Here is a 21203-nt window from a genome sequence, read left to right as displayed (position 1 = left end):
TTTAAAAACACACCAAAATATCTTTTTCAATTCTATATATTTGGGAAAATAATTTCAAAAAAATAGTAGCGTTGAAAAAGATTCTTTTTATGCTGTCTTTCGTGACAGTTTCTTTATTTGCACAAGAAAAAAAATACCAAAGTTTATTTTGGGAAATCTCAGGAAATGGATTAACTAAAAATTCCTATATGTATGGAACCATGCATGTAAGTGAAAAAGTATCCTATCATTTGTCAGACGCTTTTTTTGAAAAATTAATGGGCGTTGATTTTATTGCTAATGAAAGCGAACCAAATACATGGTCAGAGTTATATGACTTATTTAGTTTTTATCAAGGTGTGTATCAATATGGTTCATTTTATTCAAGATTTTATACACAACCACTAAAAAAAGATAATTTGTATCCATTATTTAGAGGTTCAAATTATAACTTAATTAGTTTGCTATCTAGAACAAACGAGGCAAATCAAGAATACCAAGAAGAAACGTATTTAGATATGTTTATTTACCGTACTGGTAAAAAATATGGTAAAAAAACACTAGGACTTGAAAATGTAAAGACTACTACTTTTTCTATCATGAAGGCTGAATCTGAAATGGATATGAAAGAAGTAGATAAAAATAAACAACTTTTGTTGAAAATTTTAAAAAAGCGTTCCTATAATGACGTTTTAACAGATGCATACAGAGAAAAAGATCTAGATTTAATCGATACATTAAATACCCTTGGTACCCCAAAAGTATATAACAAAGCCATGTTATATGACCGAAATATTGGAATGGTAAAAAGCATGGATTCTATTATGAAAACAGGTAGTTTGTTTAGTGCTGTAGGTGCAGCTCATTTACCTGGTAAAAATGGTATGATTGAATTGTTACGTAAAAAGGGATATACCGTAAAACCAATCTTTAGTGACTATACAGAAAAAGGGAAAAAAATTAAAAAACAAATTGAAGATTATTTTGTAAAACCAACGTTTGAAGTAAGATCAACATCAGATGGTATGGTGACTTTACCGTTGTATCCGTTAGTTCTTGAAAATGGAGAAAACTTAGAATCACCAGATTTGGCAAATGGCGGATTTATTAATGTAAAACGCATGTTGCTTAAAGATTTTATTAATAAAAAAGATAAACAATTTAATCATAAAACCTTAGATAGTTTGTTTTTTGAAAATATACCAGGAGAAATTTTAGAGAAAAAAGCATATCAGGAAAAAAATTATTTCGTTTATGATATAAAAAGTATTACTAAAACAAGTAAAGCACAACACTACAGATACTACATAACACCGCTTGAAATTATAGCCATAATTATGGGTGGAGAAGGAGATTATGTTAGAAAATATGAAGATGAGGTATACAACAATATTAAATTGAAGTTATATAAACAAGATACAGAACTTTTTACACCATATAAAGGAGGTTTCCAAGTAGAAATGCCTACGTATGCTATTTCCATAGGAAATAAAAAAGACAATAAACAACTTACAGATGTGGAGTATTATGGCTATGACGAACAAGAAAAAGCTACTTATTTTGTTGTTGAAAAATCATTAATGGATAATTCTAATCTAGAAGATTCTGAGTTTGAATTAAAAAGAATGCATTATGAATACTACTTACAACATGATTTAGATTCAACCCAAACCTATTTTGATAAAAAACAATTTGAGTTTATTTCTCAGTCTAAGCAAGAAGACAAAGAAATCCATTTAAAATCAAAATTAAAAGGAAATAAATATTATTTATTGGGAACAATAAATGCTTCAAAAAAGAAAGCTGAACAGTTTTTTACTTCTTTCGAAATTAAACCAAAAGTAGCTGATGTGCCTTACAAAGTCTTTAAAGATACAACAGCCTTTTTTACGGTTGAAGTGCCTAAGAAAGAGAATGAATACTTAGATTTTAAATTTGAACGTAAAAATAGATATGATTATGACGATAAAAAGAAAAATCATTTTGAGCCAAAATCAAAAACATTTGAATTCTTTTCGCCAAATAAAACGGAAGTTGAGTTGAATTACTATGCTTCACATAAATATGAAAGTTATAAAGTAATCGATTCATTATATGCTAACTTAAGAGAAAATTTAGCCACTGATTTTGAATCAGAAAATTATAATGATATTGTTACCACAAATGCTGCGGTTGATACCACTGCGGTTGCAATTGACGATGTTTCAGCAGGTAGTTTTAGTTCAGTAGGAATTTCGGACGATAAGAAAAAAGGAGATAAATTTGACCCAACAGATTATGCTTCTTCTGAGTGGGAAAAAAAATTAGGTTTAGTGACAGATGAGAAATTAGTATTAACAAATGAAAAAATAACTGCCCAACCTGAAAAAGATTATTATGTATACGAAGTAATGGCCACTAAACCTAAATCTACACAAGCTATTAAGTATAAAGTAGTCATGAAGAAAGGAGAAACCTATGTGCTTAAAACGTTGGTAGATAAAGATTATAAAAATGATGATACTTTTATTGAAAAAATATACAGTTCATTTAAAGTGAATGACAGCGTACCTTCAAGAACATTGTTTGAAAACAAATTGCGCTTCTTTGAGGAAGATTTGTTTAGTGAACATGATAGCATTAGAAATTCAGCCATAAAATCCTTTGATAATTTAACTATCGAAAAAGAAGATTTTCCGAAGTTGAAAGAGATCTTAGAAAAATTTGATTTTAAAAACGATGAGGTAGGATTGATGGAAGAAATTTATGAAAAAATAGGCGCAATTAAATCACCAGAAATTATTCCTTTTTTAGAACAAGCTTATAAAAAACAAGATGTTACAACTCAGGTTCAATTCGCTATTTTACGCGCTTTAACTTACCAAGAAAGCAAAGAAGGTTATTTAAAAATTGCCGAATTGTTAGATTATGATTTGCCAATTTCTGAAAGTGGCTATGTGATTTCGGGATTATTTAATCTGTTTAATTGGGATTTAGAAAATGCATATGTTCTTTATCCAGATATTTTAGAATATTACAGTATAAAAGAATATCACGAACCAGTAGTTAATTTTGTAACAGCCTTACTTAATTCTGACAAAGTGCATCCTAAAAAAATCAAGTCATATAAAAAGATGTTGGTTACAAATGCAAAATTGGAGTTAAAAAGACTTTCTAGTTGGAAAAACAAACAAGATGCTAAAGATGAAGACGCATATAATTATGATGCAGAAGCACCTATTGAGGAATTAAACAATTATTTAGATATACTTTATTCTTTTAAAAATGATAAAGAAGTAGCTCAATTATATACAAAAGCTGAAAATTTAAAGATAGATCAATTAAACATTGCACTAGCAGAAAGAGAATTAGTTAAAAATAACAAGTTAGAACGCGTGAAGGTTCAACAATTAATTGACAATCCTAAAACAAGATATAACGCCTTTCAAATGCTTTATCATAATAAGCAGTTTGATATTCTAGACAAATTTTCTCAAGATACAATTGTAAAAGCAGCAATTGATTACTATGAAGACATTGAAAAAAATAAAGATTCAATTGTACTATTAGAAAAGAAAGAAGTGCAATATAAGGACAAAAAACTCGTATATTTCTTCTACAAAAATATTAACATTGAAGAGGATTCTTATGCGCAAAATGCGGAAAATATTTCTGGAATTGCCTTTGTTGAAGAGCAAGGTAGGTTAAATTTAAAAATGTTTAAAAAACTAGATTCTCGACGTATTTTAGAAGAAAAAGAAATTGCCGAAAATTATAAAATGTTAATTGATAAATCCTTGAATGAAAATCATCTTCGTGTAAATTTTTCTAAAAAGCAAGAAAATCAAGCTTATGATGAAGAACAATACTATGAGGAAGACGAATATTAAGTAAATGCTACGAACAAGAAAAGAAATAGTATATGTAATTCTAGCAGGTATTTTTATTACTAATGCGGTTACTGCAGAATTAATAGGAGGAAAACTTATTCAAGTTGGCCCCTTCGTTTTGAGCATGGGAATTTTACCTTGGCCTATTGTTTTTATTGTTACCGATTTAATTAATGAATATTTTGGTAAACAAGGCGTAAAAAGATTAAGTATCATAACTGCAGGGCTCATTTCATACTGTTTTATTATTCTTTATTTTGCTATGAAAATTCCCGAAGCGAAAGGAATAAGCCCTGTTTCTAATGATGCTTTTAAACAAGTTTTTGGTCAAAGTAATTTAATTATTATAGGTTCCATTACAGCTTTTTTAGTTGCTCAATTTTTAGATGTTACCTTTTTTAATTTTTTTAAAGAAAGAACAGGTAATAAAATGCTTTGGCTGCGCAGTACAGGTTCTACCGTATTGTCTCAATTAATTGATTCCTTTGTGGTAGGAGGAATTGCGTTTTATTTACCCGGAATTTGGACTACTTCACAATATATTGAGTTTTCATTTACAGGATATGCATTTAAATTAATTATTGCGGTTTTACTCACTCCATTAATTTATTTAGGTCATTATTTAATTGAAAAATACATTCATAACAATGAGTAAATTGCGATGTGCTTGGTGCGAAAAAGATGATTTGTATAGAAATTATCATGATAAGGAATGGGGTAAACCCGTATATGATGATGCTACTATTTTTGAATTTTTAATTTTAGAAACGTTTCAGGCGGGTTTAAGTTGGTACACGGTTTTAGCAAAAAGAGAAAATTTTAGAAAAGCCTTTAAAAATTTTGATGTTCAAAAAGTAGCCCAGTTTACAGATGCACAAATTCAAACACTATGTGAAGACGCAGGAATAATTAGAAATAAATTGAAAATTAAAGCCGCAGTTACTAATGCGCAAGCATTTATAAAAGTACAGGAAGAATTTGGTAGTTTTTCGACTTATATTTGGGCTTTTGTCGATGGTAAACCAATAGATAGTAAGCCAGCTACTTTAAAAGATGTTCCTGCCACAACCGAAATTTCAGATAGGCTAAGTAAGGATTTGAAAAAAAGAGGATTCAAATTTGTAGGTTCTACGGTAGTTTATGCACACATGCAAGCCACTGGAATGGTTAATGATCATGTAGAAGATTGTTGGACTAGAAATTGATATTAATACCCAAACTAATTTATAAGATGGATCCATTACACGGAAAAACATTACAACATATCGTAGAGCAACTAGTAGCCTATTTTGGTTTTGATACCTTGTCAGAATTAATTCCTATCAATTGTTTTAAGAGTAATCCGTCTATAAAATCAAGTTTAACTTTTTTACGAAAAACACCTTGGGCAAGAAAAAAAGTAGAAGATTTGTATATAAAGAGTTTAAAATATTTCGAAGATTAATTTAGTTATTTTTTTTAAAATTAAAATTGGTAATCCACATTATTTGTAAAAGATTTAAGAAGCGTAAATCTTTTTGTTTATTTCTAACGGCAATTTGATTTAAATATCCAACTTCTAGTTGACTTGTTTTTCCTATTTTGTATCCACATCCTATATATGCCCAATTTTCACTATAAGTAGCGTTCTTTGCTCCAGTCAAACTAAAATAAAATTCATTATATGTATTCAAATAAAAATCCTTGTTCTTAAAAGGTGTATTGAAACCTATTTGATACCTTAATCGAGTTGAAAATGGATAACTATTGTTAATTTTATTTTCAATAAATCTTTCTTCTAATCTTAATCTGTTTGAAAGACGACTATTTGCTATGTTATATAAAAATGCTATTTGTTCCCAAATACGATGTTCATTAAAATAATTCTCATTAAAAGGATTGTTTCGTTGATATGTGTAACTTAAACTATAGTTTATCTTAGGAGAAAAAATATAAATAATGCTTGGTTGCAAATAAAATTGTAAATCAGTTGCAGGATATTCAATTCCATTTATATTTTGATTAAATGAATCAAGGGTAGTAGAAATAAAAAGGTTGTAGTTTGTTTTTTTATTAATTTTCCCAGTTTGATTAAGTATTGGTAAAAAGCCGTAAAATTTTAAATTTTGACTGAAGCTAATATTGAAATTTAGGATAATACTAATGAGGAGAATTTTTTTCATAATTAAATAAATTATAATGTAAGTATTTTGATAAAATCTTCTCTGTCAATTTCCACACAGCCTAAACTAGCTAAATGATCATTATATACTTGGCAATCGAGGAGTTTATAATTTGCTTTTTCTAATTGCTTCGCTAAATGAATAAAGGCTACTTTACTCGCATTAGCAACTTTTGAAAACATACTTTCTCCACAAAAAACATCTCCTAAATCTACACCATATAAGCCACCCACTAATTCATCATTTTGCCAAACTTCTACACTTTTTGCTACCCCTAATTTATTTAGCTTGCAATAGGCTTCTACCATTTCTTCGGTAATCCAAGTGTCGTTTTGTCCTTTTCTTGCTGTTTTTTGACAACTCGTAATTACTTCGTTGAAAGCGGTATTAAAGGTTACTTTAAATTTGTTTTGATTCAAAACATTACGCATGCTTTTTGAAATTTTTAAATCTTCAAAAAATAATACCATACGCTCTTCTGGACACCACCATAAGATAGGTTCGTCTTCATTAAACCAAGGAAAAATTCCATTTTTGTAAGCTAAAATCAACCGTTCTGCAGATAGATCGCCACCAATTGCAAGAACACCTTCACTGGAAGTTTCAGTAATGGGAGGAAAATAAAGCTCTTTGGTTAAAAAATACATTATTTTAAATTTAGAATTCAGTTACTACAATTTAGAAAAAGAAAAAGCCAGAAATTATATAACTTCTGACTTCTAAATTCTGACTTCTAACTTTTAGAAAGGTAAATCGTCGTGTTCGTTTTCGTTAAAAGTAGTTGCAGGCTCAAAAGCATCTGCAGCTGGTATAGGTGGCATTTCCGTGCTCATAGCTTGTTCTTGCTGAGTACTGGCTGTCATTCTTTCAATTCTCCAACCTTGAATAGAGTTGAAATATTTAGTTTCTCCTTGTGGATTTACCCATTCTCTACCTCTTAAGTTGATAGAAACTTTTACTTGTTCGCCAACTTGGTAGCTATTCAAATCATCTACTTTTGCTTGAGTAAACTCAACTAAAATATGTTGAGGATATTGTTCTTCTGTTGTTACAACTAATTCTCTCTTTTTAAATGATGCACTAACCTCTTGTACAGGGTTAATTACTTTAATTTTACCAATTACTTCCATACTATTATTTTTTATTTTTGTGCTAATAACAATTTCCAAGCATCAAGTGCTTTTCCATTATCTACATATTCTTTTGCTTTTTGAAATTTTGTGTGCAAATCGTCTGCACTTAATACTGCTTTGACTTCAAAATTTTCTTTTACAAATATAGCAATTTCTTCGTCAGTTGGTATTTTTTCTATATTCCCTAATTTACCTAAGTCATTACCGTCAAAATAACCACTTTCTTTAATGAAATCTGGAATTTGATCTACTCCAATCCCTAAGGTGGTTAAAGGTTTTTCCACTTCAAACAGACCTTGATTGGCTCTTCCGTACCAATTTCCACCTAATCTTGAAACTAAATCAATTTTAAAAGGGTCTATTGTTCCTGTATCGTCTAATATTTCTTCATGAATGTGCATTTTTACCACTTCACAAATTACTAAATTTCCAGCGCCACCTTGGTCACCTAGAGGAATGATTTCATTAATTTTACATTCAAATTGCACGGGACTTTCTGCAACTCTGTATGGTTTAACTAGGTCAGAAGGCAGCATGGTTAACCCCGCTTTTTCAAATTCATTAATCCCTCCCGGATATTCTGTACTTGATAAAGACATTTGCTGTACAATGTCATAGTTTACCACATTAATTACCACTTCTTTAGTGTCTTGTGCATTAATTAAGGTGTGTTTTATAGAATTATCTCTGACTCTTCTAGCGGGTGAAAAAATTAAGATAGGAGGATTTGAACTAAATACATTAAAAAAACTAAAAGGAGACAAATTTGGGTTTCCATATTCATCTAAAGTACTTGCAAATGCTATAGGTCTTGGTGCTATGGCACTTTGTAGATAACCTTGTAGTTTAGCAGGTGCTATTTGTTTTGGGTCAATACTCAACATAGATATTTAGTTTGTACAAATATAATTCAATTCTTTTTAATGGACTTTGTAAAAAAAATAAAAAAACTAGTTATGAATCACTTTTGGCAATACTCTTTTTATTATTTTTACTCAAAATAGAATGCATGCAATTTTCTGAAAAAAGAAATATTACACGTTGGGTTATTATTATTTCCTCTTTTTTAATCGCTACATTGATTCTTTGGAATACCTATGTGTTTTTTCAAATATTTAAAGAAGAAGAGCGAAACAAAATGGAGTTATGGGCTAACGCACAAAAAAGTTTAATGAATGCCAATTTAGATTCAGACATTCAATTGCCCTCTTATATTATTGAAAACAATAAAACCATTCCGTTAATTTTAACTGATAAAGAGTTCAAAGTAATTAATACTAAAAATATTGACAGTTTAATTGTAAAAGATGCTGCTAAAATTAAATCCTATTTTGAACGAATAAAAACTCAAAACAAACCGATAAAAGTAAATTGGTCTGGAAATAATTATTATTGGTTGTATTATGGCGATTCTCCTCTTCTTAATACATTAAAATATTACCCTATAGCTTTAGTTTTAGTTGCATTTTTATTTGGAGGTGTGGTGTATAATTTTTATCGCGCCACAAAAATAGCGACTCAAAATAAACTATGGGCAGGAATGGCAAAGGAAACAGCACATCAAATTGGTACACCTCTTTCTTCTTTGATGGGATGGTTAGAATTATTAAAAATAGAAAACATTCCACAATCTACACTTCAAGAGATTGAAAAAGATGTGGTTCGATTACAAACCATAACAGATCGATTTTCAAAAATTGGCTCTGAACCAAAACTCGAAGTAGTAGATATTATTTCGGATACGAAAAGTTCTTTTGAGTATTTACAAGCCAGAAGTTCTAAACAAGTTATTTTTGAATTTAAAGCACCGAATATTCCTGTTTTTGTGGCAATTAATCCTGTTTTACATAGCTGGACAATAGAAAATTTAGTAAAAAATGCTATTAATGCTATGAAAGGAAAGGGAAAACTATCTATTGAAATTGTGGAAGGAGATAAACAGGTTTATATTACAGTTATTGATACAGGTAGTGGCATTCCAAAACATAAATTTAAAAAAATATTTGAACCTGGTTATACCTCAAAAAAGAGAGGATGGGGTTTAGGTTTGTCCTTAACTAAACGAATTGTTCAGGAATATCATAAAGGAAAAATTAGGGTTGTACACTCTGAACTTGGTAAAGGAACTACGATGCAACTTGTTTTTAGTAAGGCATAGCTTATTCGTATTTTGTAAAATAAGGTTTTTTCTTTACTTTTTTAAGTAGTTTAATTTTACTACCATTCCAAGAGTAATATTCTATTATTTCTTCTACTTTAAAGGTTGAAGTTTCCAATGACTCGTCGATATTTTCCGCATCTTTTATCTTTTTAATAATAGTATCTGGTAATCCTCCTTTTTCTTTAGGAAAAATAAATTCTTCCGTATGATAATAAGCATTAGCATCACCTACATCATATTTTTCAATTAGAAACTCTAACTTTTCCCCATTCCAATAAAAATAGCTGTATTCTGTTGGTATGCCACAAGCTTCCCCATTAAAAGCGATTCTGTATATGCATGAAATGTTTTTTAATCCCCAATGGTCTATTGCGGTATTTGTAAATGTATAATTTTCTCCCACTGTATGACTAAACGTTTTTTCAGAAAGTATAGTAAAATTTTGGTCACAGGTTTTTATTGTAAACACGAAATTGGTTTGGTCATAAGTATAACCATTATCAGTAATTTTTTTCTTAAATTTATTTGATAAACAAGTTATAAACTGGAGATTTTTAAAACTCGTGTTGCCAATTGCGACAAAGCCTTTCCAAAGAAAGCCTTTTTTTAACACACCTTTTTTATAGTATTCAACGGAAAGCCAAGGAAGGTTTAAGTTGTTTAACGTTAACTTATTTTTTGATTGGTCAATAATTTTTATGGAATCACCTATTTTTAAAGTGTCAAGTATTGTGCTCTTTGTTGACGATTCAGCCCGTATAAAACATTTTTTTGCCGCAATTATGCCTTTTTGAGGTAAGTAGTACTCATAGGACCAAAAATAATTTTCACTGCTTGGTTCTTCTTCTTGTGAAAAACAAAAAAAACCACAAAAAAGGATAAAAATAGTATAGCGCATAAGTTTAAAAAAACCACAATCTATTGATTGTGGTAGTATGTTTTATAGGTTAGCCGCAATTGCAGTTGCCAAATTATTAAATTCTTCTTGGCTTAGGCTTGTTTTTCGTTGAAAACGCATATCGTCCATGTCTTGTAGAGGAATTAAATGTACGTGTACGTGAGGAACTTCTAAGCCTACTACAGCTACACCGATTCGTTTGCAATCAATGGTTTTTTCTATTGCTTTAGCAACTGTTCTAGAAAAAGCCATTAAGCCTAAATAATGGTCTTCTTCCATATCAAAAATTTTATTAATTTCTTGTTTTGGTATGCATAAAGTATGTCCTTTCGCATTTGGATTTACATCTAAAAAAGCTAAATAATTTTCGTCTTCAGCAATTTTATAACAAGGAATTTCTCCATTAACTATTTTGGTAAAAATGCTTGACATAATTTAGTCTCTCGTGATTTCTAAAATTTCAAAGCTTAATTTGCCGTTTGGGACACTAATTTCTGCAATTTCACCCACTTTTTTGCCTAAAAGCCCTTTTCCAATAGGAGAAGTTACCGAAATTTTTCCTGTTTTTAAATCAGCTTCACTTTCTGCAACTAATGTATATTTTAGTTCCATTCCGTTTTGTTGATTTTTTATTTTCACGGTAGAAAGCACTAATGCTTTAGAGACATCTAGGGTAGATTCGTCAATAATACGTGCATTTGCTACCAATTCTTCCATTTTAGAAATTTTCATTTCCAATAGACCTTGTGCTTCTTTTGCCGCGTCATATTCTGCGTTTTCAGATAAATCACCTTTGTCTCTTGCTTCAGCAATAGCTTGTGAGGCTTTTGGACGCTCTACAGATTTTAAATGATCTAATTCGTCTTTTAATTTTTTTAATCCTTCGGCTGTGTAATAAGATACTGTACTCATAACGTCATTAATTTATAAAATAGAAAAAATCCCACTAAAATGGGATTCCTTTCTACAAAGATACAATTTATTTAAATATTTTTCGTTTAGTTTTTTTAGTTTGTCAAATATAAAAATTAAATTTGATTTTCAATAAAAACTTAAAAAACAATGAAATATTTTTCACTAGTGTTACTTTTCATTTTTTCTTTTTCATCATGTGATAAGGATAACCGCACGAATAACAATCCTTATTTGCCTAATTATTCGTTTGATATCGTTATCAATATGAATCTTCCACAATATGCTACATTATTATATCCTTCAAATGGTGTTTACATAAATACTGCTGGTGCAGGAATTAGAGGTTTAATTGTTTTTAATGCAGGTAGCGGAAATTATTTAGCATATGATGCAGCCTGTCCCAATCAGTCCTTAACAGATTGTTCTACCATGACAATTAGCGGTATTAATGCCGTTTGTGCTTGTGATAATGCTAACTATAGCATGTTTACTGGCTTGGCCGCTGGAAAACAATATCCTATGAAAACGTATAGAGTTCAAATGATTGATGCCACTTCATTTAGAGTTTTTAATTAGTAAATTTTAGAATTTAATATTCATACCTATTAGAAAATTAATTCCTGCCTGCGGGTAAAAACCAGCACCTTCAATGGTTTGTGTAGTAGGTCCACTCCATGTGTCATCATAAGTGTAAAAATATCCATTTGATTCATATTTTACATTAAATATGTTGTTTAATAAGCCTGAAAAAACAATGGACTTAATGTTTTTGTTGATTTTTAATTCATATGAAGCATTTATGTCATTAATGAAATAAGCGCTTAAAATAGACTTTTTAGCATCAATATTTCCCATATATTGTTTCCCTACATATTTAGAAAGCAAACTGAATTGCATGTTTTGAGCGCGTTTATAAGTAAATGCATTACCAATAATTATACTCGGTGAAAATGCAATGGTTGTATTACCTAAGTTTTCTAACACTCCATTTCGTTGAAAATAAAAATCTTGGTTTTTATTTTGACTTAAAGTAATATTTGGCATTGTACTTAACGTTTTACTTAGTTGCACAACAGACTCAAGCTCTATGCCTATACGGTAACTTTTTCCACTATTTGTAAAAATAGGAGAGCCTACATCATTTAATGCTCCTGTCATTACTAATTGATTTTTATATTTCATGTAAAAACCATTAAGATTAATTTTTATTCTCTTTTGCGCATATTTCCAGCCCAATTCATAATCTTGTAAATGCTCGGGTTTTGCACTACCATTTTCATAATCATCTCTTCTAGGCTCTTTATTTGCCATGCCAAAATAAGCATATAGTGCATGATTAGTGTTTAATTGGTATGTGGCGCCCGCCTTTGGATTAAAGAATCTAAATACATCATTTACATCATTAAATTTAGTGCTATTTGCTTGGTAAAAGACCATTCGATATTGTAAGTCAACAAAAACATTTACTTTTCCTATTTGTTGTGCTAATTTTGAATAAAAATTGACATCATCTTTATTTCCAAAATTGTTGTAATATCGATTTGATATAGGTATATAGTATTGTGTCCAAATTACTTCTCCAAAATGTTTACCTTGATATCTGTTAGCAGCACCTCCTACAATAAAATCAGTAGATTTGTTTTTGTATGTAGCAGCAAAGGTTATTCCGAAAAAAGCATTATCCAGCCATCTTTTTCTTACCAAATCGGTTGTGGTATTTCCGTTAAAATTAGGTAAATTATAATCTATAAAATCTTGATCTTCTTTATATTGTTCAAAATATCCTTTTCCTAATGTATAATGCAACGCTATATTTGATTGCCAATTTGAATTGTATTTTTGATTCCAATGTAATTGAAAATGATTTTGCCAATAATTGTCGGTTTCATTATCGTAAAACTGCATGTTTCCATTGGTGTCAAAGTACATACCTGCAGGATTGAACGTACGGTCATTTTTCAATTTTTCTTCATCTTCAATGCCATACCACGCTTGATATGTTTTTTCTTTTCCTCCAAAAGCAATCGCTTTGATTAATGTTTTTTCGGTACTATAATTCACATTGAAAAAATAGCCAAATAAATTGCTAGAGGCTCTGTCTATATAGCCCTTAGATGCAATATTTGAAATTCGAGCATTCATTTCTAAATGGTTGTGCAGTCCCGTTCCAAAATTCAAAGTATGTTTTCTTGTTCCAAAACTACCTATTGAATTTGAAATTTCTGCATAAGCTTTTGGTTGAAGTAATTTGGTTTGTAAATTTAAACTGGCTCCAAAAGCTCCTGCACCACTGGTAGAAGTTCCTACGCCACGTTGTAATTGCATGCTTTCTAACGAGGAAGCAAAATCAGGTAAATTAACAAAAAAAGTACCATGACTTTCACTGTCATTAAATGGAATTCCATTCAGTGTAACATTAATTCGAGAACCATCGGAGCCTCTAACTCTCATGTAGGTATAGCCTATTCCAGCGCCCGCATCTGTTGTTGTAACAACAGACGGAAGGTAATTTAACAGTATAGGAATGTCTTGCCCTAAATTTCGTGGAGCGATAGCTTCTTTTTTAACGTTAGTAAATGGGATTGGGTTTTTGTCTTTGGCTCTTACAGAAGTAATCAATACTTCTTCAATTGATTTTACGGTGTCTTTTTGTGTTTCTTGCGAAAATAAGGTAATGGGTAATAAGAAACATACAGTGGGTAAAAGTTTGCCAAAAAAAGTGTTTACACTCTTTGCTTTTTGCTTTTTGCTTAATTTGAATAAAGTTTTCATTCGTAAATTTTTATACGAATAAAAGGGGTAATTATTCTTTGTTAATAATTAAAGTTTTTGAGATTCCTCCACTCCGTTTGGAATGCAGTTGTGTTGGTTTCTCGGTTTTTTCCTTGGCAGCATTACCTGCCCAGGTTCTATGGGTATAATCTCAGCTTCAATTCGTTCGTTTTGAAAGAATCTTGGCACCCCTTTGAGACAGGGCAAAGATAATATTCTTTCTATTAAATTTACAAGTACAGATGTTAAATGTTTGGTTTTTTTCTATTTTGTTTTAGAGCGCTTATTTCTTTTTTAGCGGTTAATCGTTTTTCTTTAACAGCTCTTGGAATTTTAGTTGCTTTTCGTTCTTTTGGTTTTTGTAGTGCTTTTTTCAAAACATCAAAAAAGCGTTTAATTGCCAATTCTTTATTTTTAAGTTGGCTTCGGTCTTCGTCGCATGCTAGTTGAAATACGCCTTCTTGAGAAATTTTTGTTTGTAGTTTCGTTTGAAGTAAAGTAATTTCATCTTCAGTTAAGCCTTTGGATTTAAAGATTAGAAAGGTTAAAATGACTTTAGTGGCTACTTTATTTACGTTTTGTCCACCTGCACCACTGCTTCTAACTGCTTTAAAAGAAATTTCAGTTAAAATAACTTCTTTATTCATCTTTATAGTTCAGAAATGGGTTGGTGAGCGGGTTTAAGTAAATCATTTACATTTTTAACTGGATTAAAAGTAGCTAAAGGAACTTCTACAAAAATAGTGGCCCATTTTGCCATGGCTCCATTCCAAAGTCCAGGTAATTCAAGAGCTTTAATAGGTTGGCCTGATTTTGTTTTTTGAGTAATTATTACTGCCTCCTGATCAATAAACTCGTTAAGGTTAAATTTATTACCCTTAAAATCTTTTACAGCACAAACTAAATCTACCGGATTGAAGTGCGTGGCACTATTCACAATGTTTTTTTGATGTTCATTGAGTAAATCGATTTGTGAAGTTTCTACAATTTGTAACGTAATTCGACCTTTATCATCTTTAACCCAAAAAGGTCCCCCGCCTGGTTCGCCTTCATTCTTTACCATACCACAAACACGAATAGGCCGGTTTAATATTTTAATTAAATAAGCTTGTTGGTATGTGTTTTGAAACATTTCAAATTCTTCAGGCAAAGTGAAAGATAACTTGGTTTCAACAAAATTTTTAATTTCTGCAATTAATTCTGCAGACACTATTTCATCATCTAATATGTTTAAATAGTCAAAAACTTGATGTTGTATAGTTAGTAAAACACCGCCTAATATTTTTTGATTACTAACTATGGTGTCTAGTTCGGAATGAGAAACATTGTCTATGTTTCTAATAAAAATTAAGTCTGCATTTATGGCATTCAAATTTTCAATTAATGCGCCGTGTCCTGCGGGTCTAAATAACAACGTATTATTTTTTAGTCTGAAAGGCATGTTGTTTTTATCTACCGCAATAGTGTCGCTTTTTTCATTTTGATAAGAAAACTGAATATTAATAGTGTCATATTTTGAAGTTATGGCTTCAAAATCGGCTTGAAATTCTTTAGAAATGGTAAAGTGTATAGTTGCTTTTTCACTTCCGTTTTTTAGATGGTTTGCTTCTACTATGTGTTCTTCAATAGGTGTTACAATTTGATTCGATTTAAAATGAAAAGGTAAAATTCCTTTAGGTTTTGAAGCATAATCAAGTCCGTTTTTATGGAGAAGTGTATAAATAATAGCATGTATTTTTTGATCTCTGGAGAAAGAAGCATAATCAGCAAAAATTTCTTTTGTCTTTTCTTTTAAAAGCGAATGGAAAGGAAAGTTGCGTATGCCTACAATAAATACATTTAAATTTTGGTCTCCAAATTTGTTGATATAACTGGTAACGGTATCTGTATCGGGGTTAAAATGATTTAAAAAAGCACTTAAAAATTCAAACATCCTTGTCGCTGCACCCGATGCTGGAACAAATTTTTCAATAGAATAATTTAGTTTATGTGTGTCAAAATAGTGGCTAAACGAAGTTTTTTCTTCTTCGTTAAGTTGCCATATTCCATCTCCTATGGTAGCTGACTTCACTAAATTAATTTTAGATACACCTTGTTGAAAAAAATGAAGTTGTTGCTTTATTTTTTCAAGGTCATACCCTTTTGATAAGATATATTCTAAGTCTGCTTCGCTAAATATTTTTTCCATTCTAAATATGCTAAAATTGCCAAGATGGTAAAAATCAAATACTGTAAGGCTAACATGCCTAGTCCTCTATAAGCAAATAAAGGAACGGCAATACAATCGCCAATAATCCACAGTATCCAATTCTCAATTTTTTTTAAAGCCATGTACCACATGGCTGTAAAAAAGATTCCGGATGTAAAAATATCAATATAATTAGGAATTTTAAGTGTATAGTTGAAAAAAACATACACAAAATAGGTAAGAAACATGGTAAAAATGAATAATCCTAAACCAATAATTTTCTCTCGTTTAGTTGTTCTGCTAATTTTTAAAGTAGCATTTTTGGTTGATGCAGTCCATTTATACCAGCCATACACACTCATGATTGAATAATATATATTAATAGTCATGTCGCCAAAATAACTTGCTTTATATAATAAATACACCGTTATAATTGTAGATATAAGTCCGGTAGGGTATACCCAGTAATTTTTTTTCTTTGCAAATACAACACTTAGAATGCCAAAAAAGAATGCGATAAATTCGCATACTATTTGCCATTGAAGAGCATTTTTATATTGGTTTATGAAAAAATCAATCACGAAACTAGTAATTTAAAGCACACACAAAGATATAGTCTTCTAGGTTATAAAAATGAATTTTGAAAAGTTCTTTTTGGTTGTTAAAATTTAGAGTTGCGTTACAATAACCTTGCGATAGTTCAAAATCTTCTTCAAAAATATGATTAGGAAAACTAATTCCTTTTTCGCTTTTTATTTTAAAAATGCTCTCTTTTATTCCCCAAATAACCGATGCTTTTTCTATTTGTTCCTTTTCAGATAACCCTTCCAAATGTTTAGTGTCCATAAATCTAGGGGCGATTTGTATAATTTTAGACTTCTTTAGCTCTAAATCAATGCCTACTGGTTCATTACTGAGGCAAATACAAGAAAATTCATGAGAATGAGATATAGAGATGTGTGGCTGTTTAGGTGAGGGGTGATGATTTTTTTTTCCGTTTCCCGTTTCTGGCATTAAATACGGTTTTCCCGTTGCGTCATATAGTAAATCAAAATCAGTATAACCAATATATTGTAATAGCATACGTACACCTAAATATCCTTTTTTATGTGCTAGAGCATTCATTTTTTCTAGACGCATTTTGGATGTAGTGTTTAAGGAAACAGCATCAAACAACGTTTCTACATCTTCAGAATTTTTCCAAATATAAGCCGTTGTTTCAGGTGTAATTGCAATACTTTTATATAAAGGCATGAATAATTTATATTAATAGGATTTTAGTTTTTATTAGTTATTTGTTTTTCAAATATTTAGGCTACTAAACAAATCACAAAATTTCTTATATAATTTAGAAATTAAAAACTTATGTTGTAACTTTGCCACCTCAAATATAAAAAATAAATTAGATAGTATAATGAGTACAAAAACAATGCCTTATGTACCATACAAAGTTAAAGATATTTCTTTAGCAGAATGGGGTAGAAAAGAAATTCAATTAGCAGAAGCTGAAATGCCAGGATTAATGGCTCTTAGAGCAGAATATGGAGCTAGCCAACCCTTAAAAGGCGCTCGTATAGCAGGTTGTTTACACATGACCATTCAAACGGCAGTTTTAATTGAAACATTAGTAGCGCTTGGTGCCGATGTTACTTGGTCATCATGTAATATTTTTTCTACTCAAGATCATGCAGCAGCAGCTATTGCAGCAGCAGGAATTCCAGTTTATGCATGGAAAGGTATGAATGAAGAAGAATTTGATTGGTGTATTGAGCAAACTTTGTTTTTTGGTAAAGATAGACAGCCTTTAAATATGATTTTAGATGATGGTGGAGATTTAACCAATATGGTTTTTGATCGCTACACTGAATTAGTTGCGGGTATTAAAGGTTTATCAGAAGAGACAACGACAGGTGTTCACCGTTTATACGAAAGAATGAAAGCAGGAACATTATATATGCCAGCTATCAATGTGAATGATTCTGTTACAAAATCAAAATTTGATAACAAATATGGTTGTAAAGAATCTGCGGTAGATGCTGTTCGTCGTGCAACAGATGTTATGTTAGCAGGAAAAAGAGTAGTAGTTTGTGGGTACGGAGATGTAGGAAAAGGAACAGCAGCTTCTTTCCGTGGAGCAGGGTCGATTGTTATAGTTACGGAAATTGATCCTATTTGTGCGTTACAAGCTGCGATGGATGGATTTGAAGTAAAAAAATTAGACTCTGTTATTGCGAATGCTGATATTGTAATTACAACAACGGGTAATAAAAACATAGTAGTAGGACGTCATTTTGAGGCTATGAAAGACAAAACTATCGTTTGTAACATTGGTCACTTCGATAACGAAATTGATATGGCTTGGTTAAATGAAAATTTTGGTCATACTAAAAATGAAGTGAAACCACAAGTTGATATTTATACTGTAAACGGTAAAGAAGTTATTGTTTTAGCTGAAGGACGTTTAGTAAACTTAGGTTGTGCTACGGGTCATCCAAGTTTTGTGATGTCTAATTCATTTACAAATCAAACTTTAGCACAATTGGAGTTATGGACAAATAGTGCAGCTTATAAAAATGAAGTATACATGTTGCCTAAACATTTAGATGAAAAAGTTGCCGCACTTCACTTAGCTAAATTAGGTGTAGAATTAGAAACTTTATCAAGCGACCAAGCTGCATATATTGGGGTGGAAGTTCAAGGTCCATTTAAACCAGAATATTACAGATACTAAAATGATTAGCAAAAAGTGATTAGTAATTAGTCGATTTTATAAATATGAAATCCCCTTTCGAAAGATTGGGGATTTTTTGTTTCCATCAAGCTTCACTTATGTTTTAGATTTTTGTTTATGATTTACATAAACAAAAAAAATCCCAAAAACCATATTGGAATTTGAGATTTTTTGATTGTAATTTTACGTTACTTATGCTTCAAAAGGAACTACAGAAACGAATGATTTGTTATCACCTTTCTTTTGGAATTTTACAACTCCATCCACTTTAGCATGTAAAGTATGATCTTTACCCATGTAAACATTTTCACCTGGATTGTGCTTTGAACCTCTTTGTCTAACAATGATGTTTCCAGCAATAGCAGCTTGTCCACCATAAATCTTAACGCCTAAACGTTTCGATTCTGATTCTCTACCATTCTTCGAACTACCGACACCTTTTTTGTGAGCCATGATGTTATATTTTAAATGTTATTCTTCTGTTTTTGGTTTTTTTGCTCTTGTTGCTTTAGGCTTTACTTCTTCAGTAACTGCTTCTACTTCAACATCTGCTTTTTTAGTCGCTTTTTTCTTAGCTGTTGCGCCAGAAATACCTTCAATAACAATTTGAGTTAATGATTGTCTGTGACCATTTTTCTTTTTGTAACCTTTTCTTCTTTTCTTTTTGAAAACAATTACTTTATCACCTTTTAAGTGTTGTAACACTTTGGCTTCTACTGAAGCACCTTCTACAGCTGGGGCGCCTAAAGTTACATTCCCATTGTCTTCTAACAAAAGAACTTTATCAAAAGTAACTTTTGATCCTTCTTCTGAAGCTAAACGGTGAACATAAACCTTTTGGTCTTTGCTTACTTTGAATTGTTGCCCTGCTATCTCTACGATTGCGTACATAACAATATGTTTTAATTATTTTTAAGTGTGCAAATATACAGCTTTTTATTAAATGTGCAATACTCCTTTTATTTTTTAATTATACTTAACTTTGAAATGTAGTTTTTTAGTAAAAAATGTAACATTTTAGTTATTTTTACTTCTAATAACAAAACGTTTTTAACAATTATTATATTTATGAAAAAAACATTAATGGCTTTAGGTACTATGGCTATGCTAGGAAGCACTGCAAATGCGCAGAAGGTAGCATTTGAAGAGTATGATTTAGAGAATGGTCTTCATGTAGTTTTACATCAAGACAATTCTGCTCCAGTAGTGGTTACATCTGTGATGTATCACGTGGGTGCAAAGGATGAACAACCAAACAGAACTGGTTTTGCGCACTTTTTTGAACATTTATTATTTGAAGGCACAAAAAACATTGCAAGAGGGGATTGGTTTAAAATTGTAACTGCTAATGGAGGTAATAATAATGCAAATACAACGGATGATAGAACCTATTATTACGAAGTGTTTCCATCAAATAATCTTGAGTTAGCTATTTGGATGGAATCGGAAAGATTGATGCATCCTGTAATTAACCAAATAGGTGTTGATACTCAGAATGAAGTAGTTAAAGAAGAAAAAAGATTACGTATTGATAACCAGCCTTATGGGAATCTTTTCAAGGCTGTAAAGCAAAACATGTTCAAAGTTCATCCATATCGTTGGACTACTATTGGAGAAATGGAACATTTAGATGCTGCCACTTTAGAAGAATTCCAAGCATTCAACAAAAAATTCTATATTCCAAACAATGCGGTTTTAGTAGTAGCAGGACAATTTGAAACAACTCAAGCCAAAGAATGGATCGCTAAATACTTTGGTTCTATACAAAAAGGAACACCAGTTGCTAGACAAAAATTTGAAGAAGCGCCTATAACAGCGCCAATTTCAGCTAAGTGGGAAGATCCAAATGTTCAAATTCCAATGACTGTAGCTGCCTATAGAACACCATCAATGAAGACAAGAGATGCTAGAGTATTAGATATGATTTCTACTTATTTATCTGATGGAAAAAGTTCAAAATTATACAAAAAGTTAGTTGATGATAAAAAATTAGCATTACAAGTAGGTGCTTTTAATTATAGTCAAGAAGACTATGGAACGTATTTTGTTTACAGTTTGCCAATGGGTGAAGTGACTTCTGAAACATTATTAAAAGAAATTGATGAAGAAATTGAAAAACTTCAAACTGAATTGATTTCTGAAAATGACTATCAAAAATTACAAAATAAGTTTGAAAATAATTATGTAAGCAGCAATGCAAGCGTAGAAGGAATTGCTGAAAATTTAGCAACATACTATTTATTATATGGAGATATTAATTTAATTAATACAGAAATTGAAATTTACCATTCAATAACTAGAGAAGAAATTAGAGATGTGGCTAAGAAATTTTTAAATTCTAACCAACGCTTGATTTTAAATTATGAACCAGCAAAAGAAAAAGCTCAAAAATAAT

At 30.7% G+C, this 21203-nt stretch carries 22 protein-coding genes; 8 read left to right on the top strand and 14 right to left on the bottom strand.

Features of this window, described 5'->3' with window-relative positions; genetic code table 11:
• The first annotated feature begins 89 nt into the window (after positions 1-89).
• Genes RF683_RS08850 through RF683_RS08835 form a run of 4 tightly spaced genes read left to right on the top strand, consistent with a single transcriptional unit; the run spans position 90 to position 5292 of the window.
• Complete coding sequence (locus RF683_RS08850; RefSeq protein ID WP_309531934.1) at positions 90-3848, top strand: TraB/GumN family protein; 3759 nt, start codon at positions 90-92, stop codon at positions 3846-3848.
• A gap of 4 nt (positions 3849-3852) precedes the next feature.
• A complete protein-coding gene (locus tag RF683_RS08845) occupies positions 3853-4503 on the top strand; it encodes a queuosine precursor transporter (RefSeq protein ID WP_309531933.1) in 651 nt (216 codons plus the stop codon).
• A complete protein-coding gene (locus tag RF683_RS08840; protein WP_309531932.1) occupies positions 4496-5053 on the top strand; it encodes a DNA-3-methyladenine glycosylase I in 558 nt (185 codons plus the stop codon). Before RF683_RS08845 ends, RF683_RS08840 begins: the two co-directional genes overlap by 8 nt.
• A 26-nt stretch (positions 5054-5079) precedes the next feature.
• Positions 5080-5292 (top strand): VF530 family protein, encoded by a 213-nt coding sequence (locus RF683_RS08835; RefSeq protein WP_309531931.1) that lies wholly within the window; start codon positions 5080-5082, stop codon positions 5290-5292.
• Between the two features lies 1 nt (position 5293).
• On the opposite strand, the gene RF683_RS08830 is transcribed toward RF683_RS08835, so the two are convergent.
• From RF683_RS08830 to RF683_RS08815, 4 genes are all read right to left on the bottom strand, one after another.
• Positions 5294-6010 carry a DUF2490 domain-containing protein gene (locus tag RF683_RS08830; protein WP_309531930.1) on the bottom strand — a complete coding sequence of 239 codons (717 nt, stop codon included), beginning with the start codon at positions 6008-6010 and terminating at the stop codon, positions 5294-5296.
• A gap of 11 nt (positions 6011-6021) precedes the next feature.
• A complete protein-coding gene (gene aat / locus RF683_RS08825) occupies positions 6022-6657 on the bottom strand; it encodes a leucyl/phenylalanyl-tRNA--protein transferase (protein WP_309531929.1) in 636 nt (211 codons plus the stop codon).
• A gap of 93 nt (positions 6658-6750) precedes the next feature.
• Positions 6751-7140: a DUF3127 domain-containing protein gene (locus RF683_RS08820; protein ID WP_309531928.1), complete on the bottom strand. Its 390-nt coding sequence runs from the start codon at positions 7138-7140 to the stop codon at positions 6751-6753.
• 11 nt (positions 7141-7151) lie between these two features.
• On the bottom strand, positions 7152-8027 hold the full coding sequence (locus RF683_RS08815; protein WP_309531927.1) for a flavin reductase family protein: 876 nt from the start codon (positions 8025-8027) through the stop codon (positions 7152-7154).
• A 125-nt stretch (positions 8028-8152) separates the two neighbouring features.
• Between RF683_RS08815 and RF683_RS08810 the strand changes: the two genes are divergently transcribed.
• Positions 8153-9301, top strand: a complete 1149-nt coding sequence (locus tag RF683_RS08810) for a sensor histidine kinase (protein ID WP_309531926.1) — start codon at positions 8153-8155, stop codon at positions 9299-9301.
• A gap of 1 nt (position 9302) precedes the next feature.
• Here the strand turns inward: RF683_RS08810 and RF683_RS08805 are convergent, their stop codons facing one another.
• The 3 genes from RF683_RS08805 to greA are packed head-to-tail and all read right to left on the bottom strand — an operon-like array spanning position 9303 to position 11114.
• Entirely contained in the window at positions 9303-10202 is a 900-nt protein-coding gene (locus tag RF683_RS08805; RefSeq protein ID WP_309531925.1) for a hypothetical protein, read from the bottom strand.
• Positions 10203-10244: 42 nt separating this feature from the next.
• The gene (locus RF683_RS08800; RefSeq protein ID WP_309531924.1) at positions 10245-10634 is read right to left on the bottom strand and encodes an HIT family protein; all 390 of its coding nucleotides are present in this window, start codon (positions 10632-10634) and stop codon (positions 10245-10247) included.
• A 3-nt stretch (positions 10635-10637) separates the two neighbouring features.
• Positions 10638-11114, bottom strand: coding sequence for a transcription elongation factor GreA (gene greA, locus RF683_RS08795; RefSeq protein WP_288983240.1), 477 nt, complete (start codon positions 11112-11114; stop codon positions 10638-10640).
• A 150-nt stretch (positions 11115-11264) separates the two neighbouring features.
• Here greA and RF683_RS08790 point away from each other — a divergent pair, with 150 nt between their 5' ends.
• Positions 11265-11693, top strand: a complete 429-nt coding sequence (locus RF683_RS08790) for a Rieske (2Fe-2S) protein (RefSeq protein WP_309531923.1) — start codon at positions 11265-11267, stop codon at positions 11691-11693.
• A 6-nt stretch (positions 11694-11699) separates the two neighbouring features.
• On the opposite strand, the gene RF683_RS08785 is transcribed toward RF683_RS08790, so the two are convergent.
• The 5 genes from RF683_RS08785 to RF683_RS08765 all read right to left on the bottom strand — a co-directional run bounded on the left by RF683_RS08785 (position 11700) and on the right by RF683_RS08765 (position 17331).
• A complete protein-coding gene (locus RF683_RS08785) occupies positions 11700-13889 on the bottom strand; it encodes a TonB-dependent receptor (RefSeq protein ID WP_309531922.1) in 2190 nt (729 codons plus the stop codon).
• Between the two features lie 245 nt (positions 13890-14134).
• The gene (gene arfB, locus RF683_RS08780) at positions 14135-14536 is read right to left on the bottom strand and encodes an alternative ribosome rescue aminoacyl-tRNA hydrolase ArfB (protein WP_309531921.1); all 402 of its coding nucleotides are present in this window, start codon (positions 14534-14536) and stop codon (positions 14135-14137) included.
• A 2-nt stretch (positions 14537-14538) separates the two neighbouring features.
• Positions 14539-16077: a DUF4301 family protein gene (locus RF683_RS08775; protein ID WP_309531920.1), complete on the bottom strand. Its 1539-nt coding sequence runs from the start codon at positions 16075-16077 to the stop codon at positions 14539-14541.
• Positions 16047-16658, bottom strand: a complete 612-nt coding sequence (pnuC, locus tag RF683_RS08770; RefSeq protein WP_309531919.1) for a nicotinamide riboside transporter PnuC — start codon at positions 16656-16658, stop codon at positions 16047-16049. Before pnuC ends, RF683_RS08775 begins: the two co-directional genes overlap by 31 nt.
• Positions 16659-16662: 4 nt before the next feature.
• A complete protein-coding gene (locus RF683_RS08765) occupies positions 16663-17331 on the bottom strand; it encodes a 4'-phosphopantetheinyl transferase family protein (protein WP_309531918.1) in 669 nt (222 codons plus the stop codon).
• A 160-nt stretch (positions 17332-17491) separates the two neighbouring features.
• On the opposite strand from RF683_RS08765, the gene ahcY reads away from it, so the two are divergent.
• Complete coding sequence (gene ahcY, locus RF683_RS08760; protein WP_309531917.1) at positions 17492-18808, top strand: adenosylhomocysteinase; 1317 nt, start codon at positions 17492-17494, stop codon at positions 18806-18808.
• Positions 18809-19000: 192 nt separating this feature from the next.
• Here the strand turns inward: ahcY and rpmA are convergent, their stop codons facing one another.
• Together rpmA and rplU are read right to left on the bottom strand one after the other, a co-directional pair.
• Positions 19001-19261, bottom strand: coding sequence for a 50S ribosomal protein L27 (gene rpmA / locus RF683_RS08755; protein ID WP_023573269.1), 261 nt, complete (start codon positions 19259-19261; stop codon positions 19001-19003).
• 18 nt (positions 19262-19279) lie between these two features.
• Positions 19280-19699 carry a 50S ribosomal protein L21 gene (rplU, locus tag RF683_RS08750; protein ID WP_309531916.1) on the bottom strand — a complete coding sequence of 140 codons (420 nt, stop codon included), beginning with the start codon at positions 19697-19699 and terminating at the stop codon, positions 19280-19282.
• 177 nt (positions 19700-19876) lie between these two features.
• Between rplU and RF683_RS08745 the strand changes: the two genes are divergently transcribed.
• On the top strand, positions 19877-21202 hold the full coding sequence (locus tag RF683_RS08745) for a M16 family metallopeptidase (RefSeq protein ID WP_309531915.1): 1326 nt from the start codon (positions 19877-19879) through the stop codon (positions 21200-21202).
• Position 21203: the final 1 nt, after the last annotated feature.

The sequence above is a fragment of the Flavobacterium sp. 20NA77.7 genome (assembly GCF_031326205.1).
In the GTDB taxonomy this organism is placed as follows: Bacteria; Bacteroidota; Bacteroidia; order Flavobacteriales; family Flavobacteriaceae; genus Flavobacterium; species Flavobacterium nakdongensis.
Note: the sequence above shows the minus strand (reverse complement) of the source record. Positions and strands in the feature narration are given on the sequence as shown.

Bases quoted from the DNA above. Each gene is read 5' to 3' on its own strand.
- RF683_RS08810 (WP_309531926.1), top strand. From the start codon at position 8,153: ATGCAATTTTCTGAAAAAAGAAATATTACACGTTGGGTTATTATTATT.
- RF683_RS08840 (WP_309531932.1), top strand. From the start codon at position 4,496: ATGAGTAAATTGCGATGTGCTTGGTGCGAAAAAGATGATTTGTATAGA.
- RF683_RS08815 (WP_309531927.1), bottom strand. From the start codon at position 8,027: ATGTTGAGTATTGACCCAAAACAAATAGCACCTGCTAAACTACAAGGT.
- RF683_RS08805 (WP_309531925.1), bottom strand. From the start codon at position 10,202: ATGCGCTATACTATTTTTATCCTTTTTTGTGGTTTTTTTTGTTTTTCA.
- aat (WP_309531929.1), bottom strand. From the start codon at position 6,657: ATGTATTTTTTAACCAAAGAGCTTTATTTTCCTCCCATTACTGAAACT.
- RF683_RS08845 (WP_309531933.1), top strand. From the start codon at position 3,853: ATGCTACGAACAAGAAAAGAAATAGTATATGTAATTCTAGCAGGTATT.
- RF683_RS08800 (WP_309531924.1), bottom strand. From the start codon at position 10,634: ATGTCAAGCATTTTTACCAAAATAGTTAATGGAGAAATTCCTTGTTAT.
- RF683_RS08745 (WP_309531915.1), top strand. From the start codon at position 19,877: ATGAAAAAAACATTAATGGCTTTAGGTACTATGGCTATGCTAGGAAGC.
- RF683_RS08790 (WP_309531923.1), top strand. From the start codon at position 11,265: ATGAAATATTTTTCACTAGTGTTACTTTTCATTTTTTCTTTTTCATCA.
- arfB (WP_309531921.1), bottom strand. From the start codon at position 14,536: ATGAATAAAGAAGTTATTTTAACTGAAATTTCTTTTAAAGCAGTTAGA.
- rplU (WP_309531916.1), bottom strand. From the start codon at position 19,699: ATGTACGCAATCGTAGAGATAGCAGGGCAACAATTCAAAGTAAGCAAA.
- greA (WP_288983240.1), bottom strand. From the start codon at position 11,114: ATGAGTACAGTATCTTATTACACAGCCGAAGGATTAAAAAAATTAAAA.
- RF683_RS08830 (WP_309531930.1), bottom strand. From the start codon at position 6,010: ATGAAAAAAATTCTCCTCATTAGTATTATCCTAAATTTCAATATTAGC.
- RF683_RS08775 (WP_309531920.1), bottom strand. From the start codon at position 16,077: ATGGAAAAAATATTTAGCGAAGCAGACTTAGAATATATCTTATCAAAA.
- rpmA (WP_023573269.1), bottom strand. From the start codon at position 19,261: ATGGCTCACAAAAAAGGTGTCGGTAGTTCGAAGAATGGTAGAGAATCA.
- RF683_RS08785 (WP_309531922.1), bottom strand. From the start codon at position 13,889: ATGAAAACTTTATTCAAATTAAGCAAAAAGCAAAAAGCAAAGAGTGTA.
- RF683_RS08820 (WP_309531928.1), bottom strand. From the start codon at position 7,140: ATGGAAGTAATTGGTAAAATTAAAGTAATTAACCCTGTACAAGAGGTT.
- RF683_RS08765 (WP_309531918.1), bottom strand. From the start codon at position 17,331: ATGCCTTTATATAAAAGTATTGCAATTACACCTGAAACAACGGCTTAT.
- ahcY (WP_309531917.1), top strand. From the start codon at position 17,492: ATGAGTACAAAAACAATGCCTTATGTACCATACAAAGTTAAAGATATT.
- RF683_RS08850 (WP_309531934.1), top strand. From the start codon at position 90: ATGCTGTCTTTCGTGACAGTTTCTTTATTTGCACAAGAAAAAAAATAC.
- RF683_RS08835 (WP_309531931.1), top strand. From the start codon at position 5,080: ATGGATCCATTACACGGAAAAACATTACAACATATCGTAGAGCAACTA.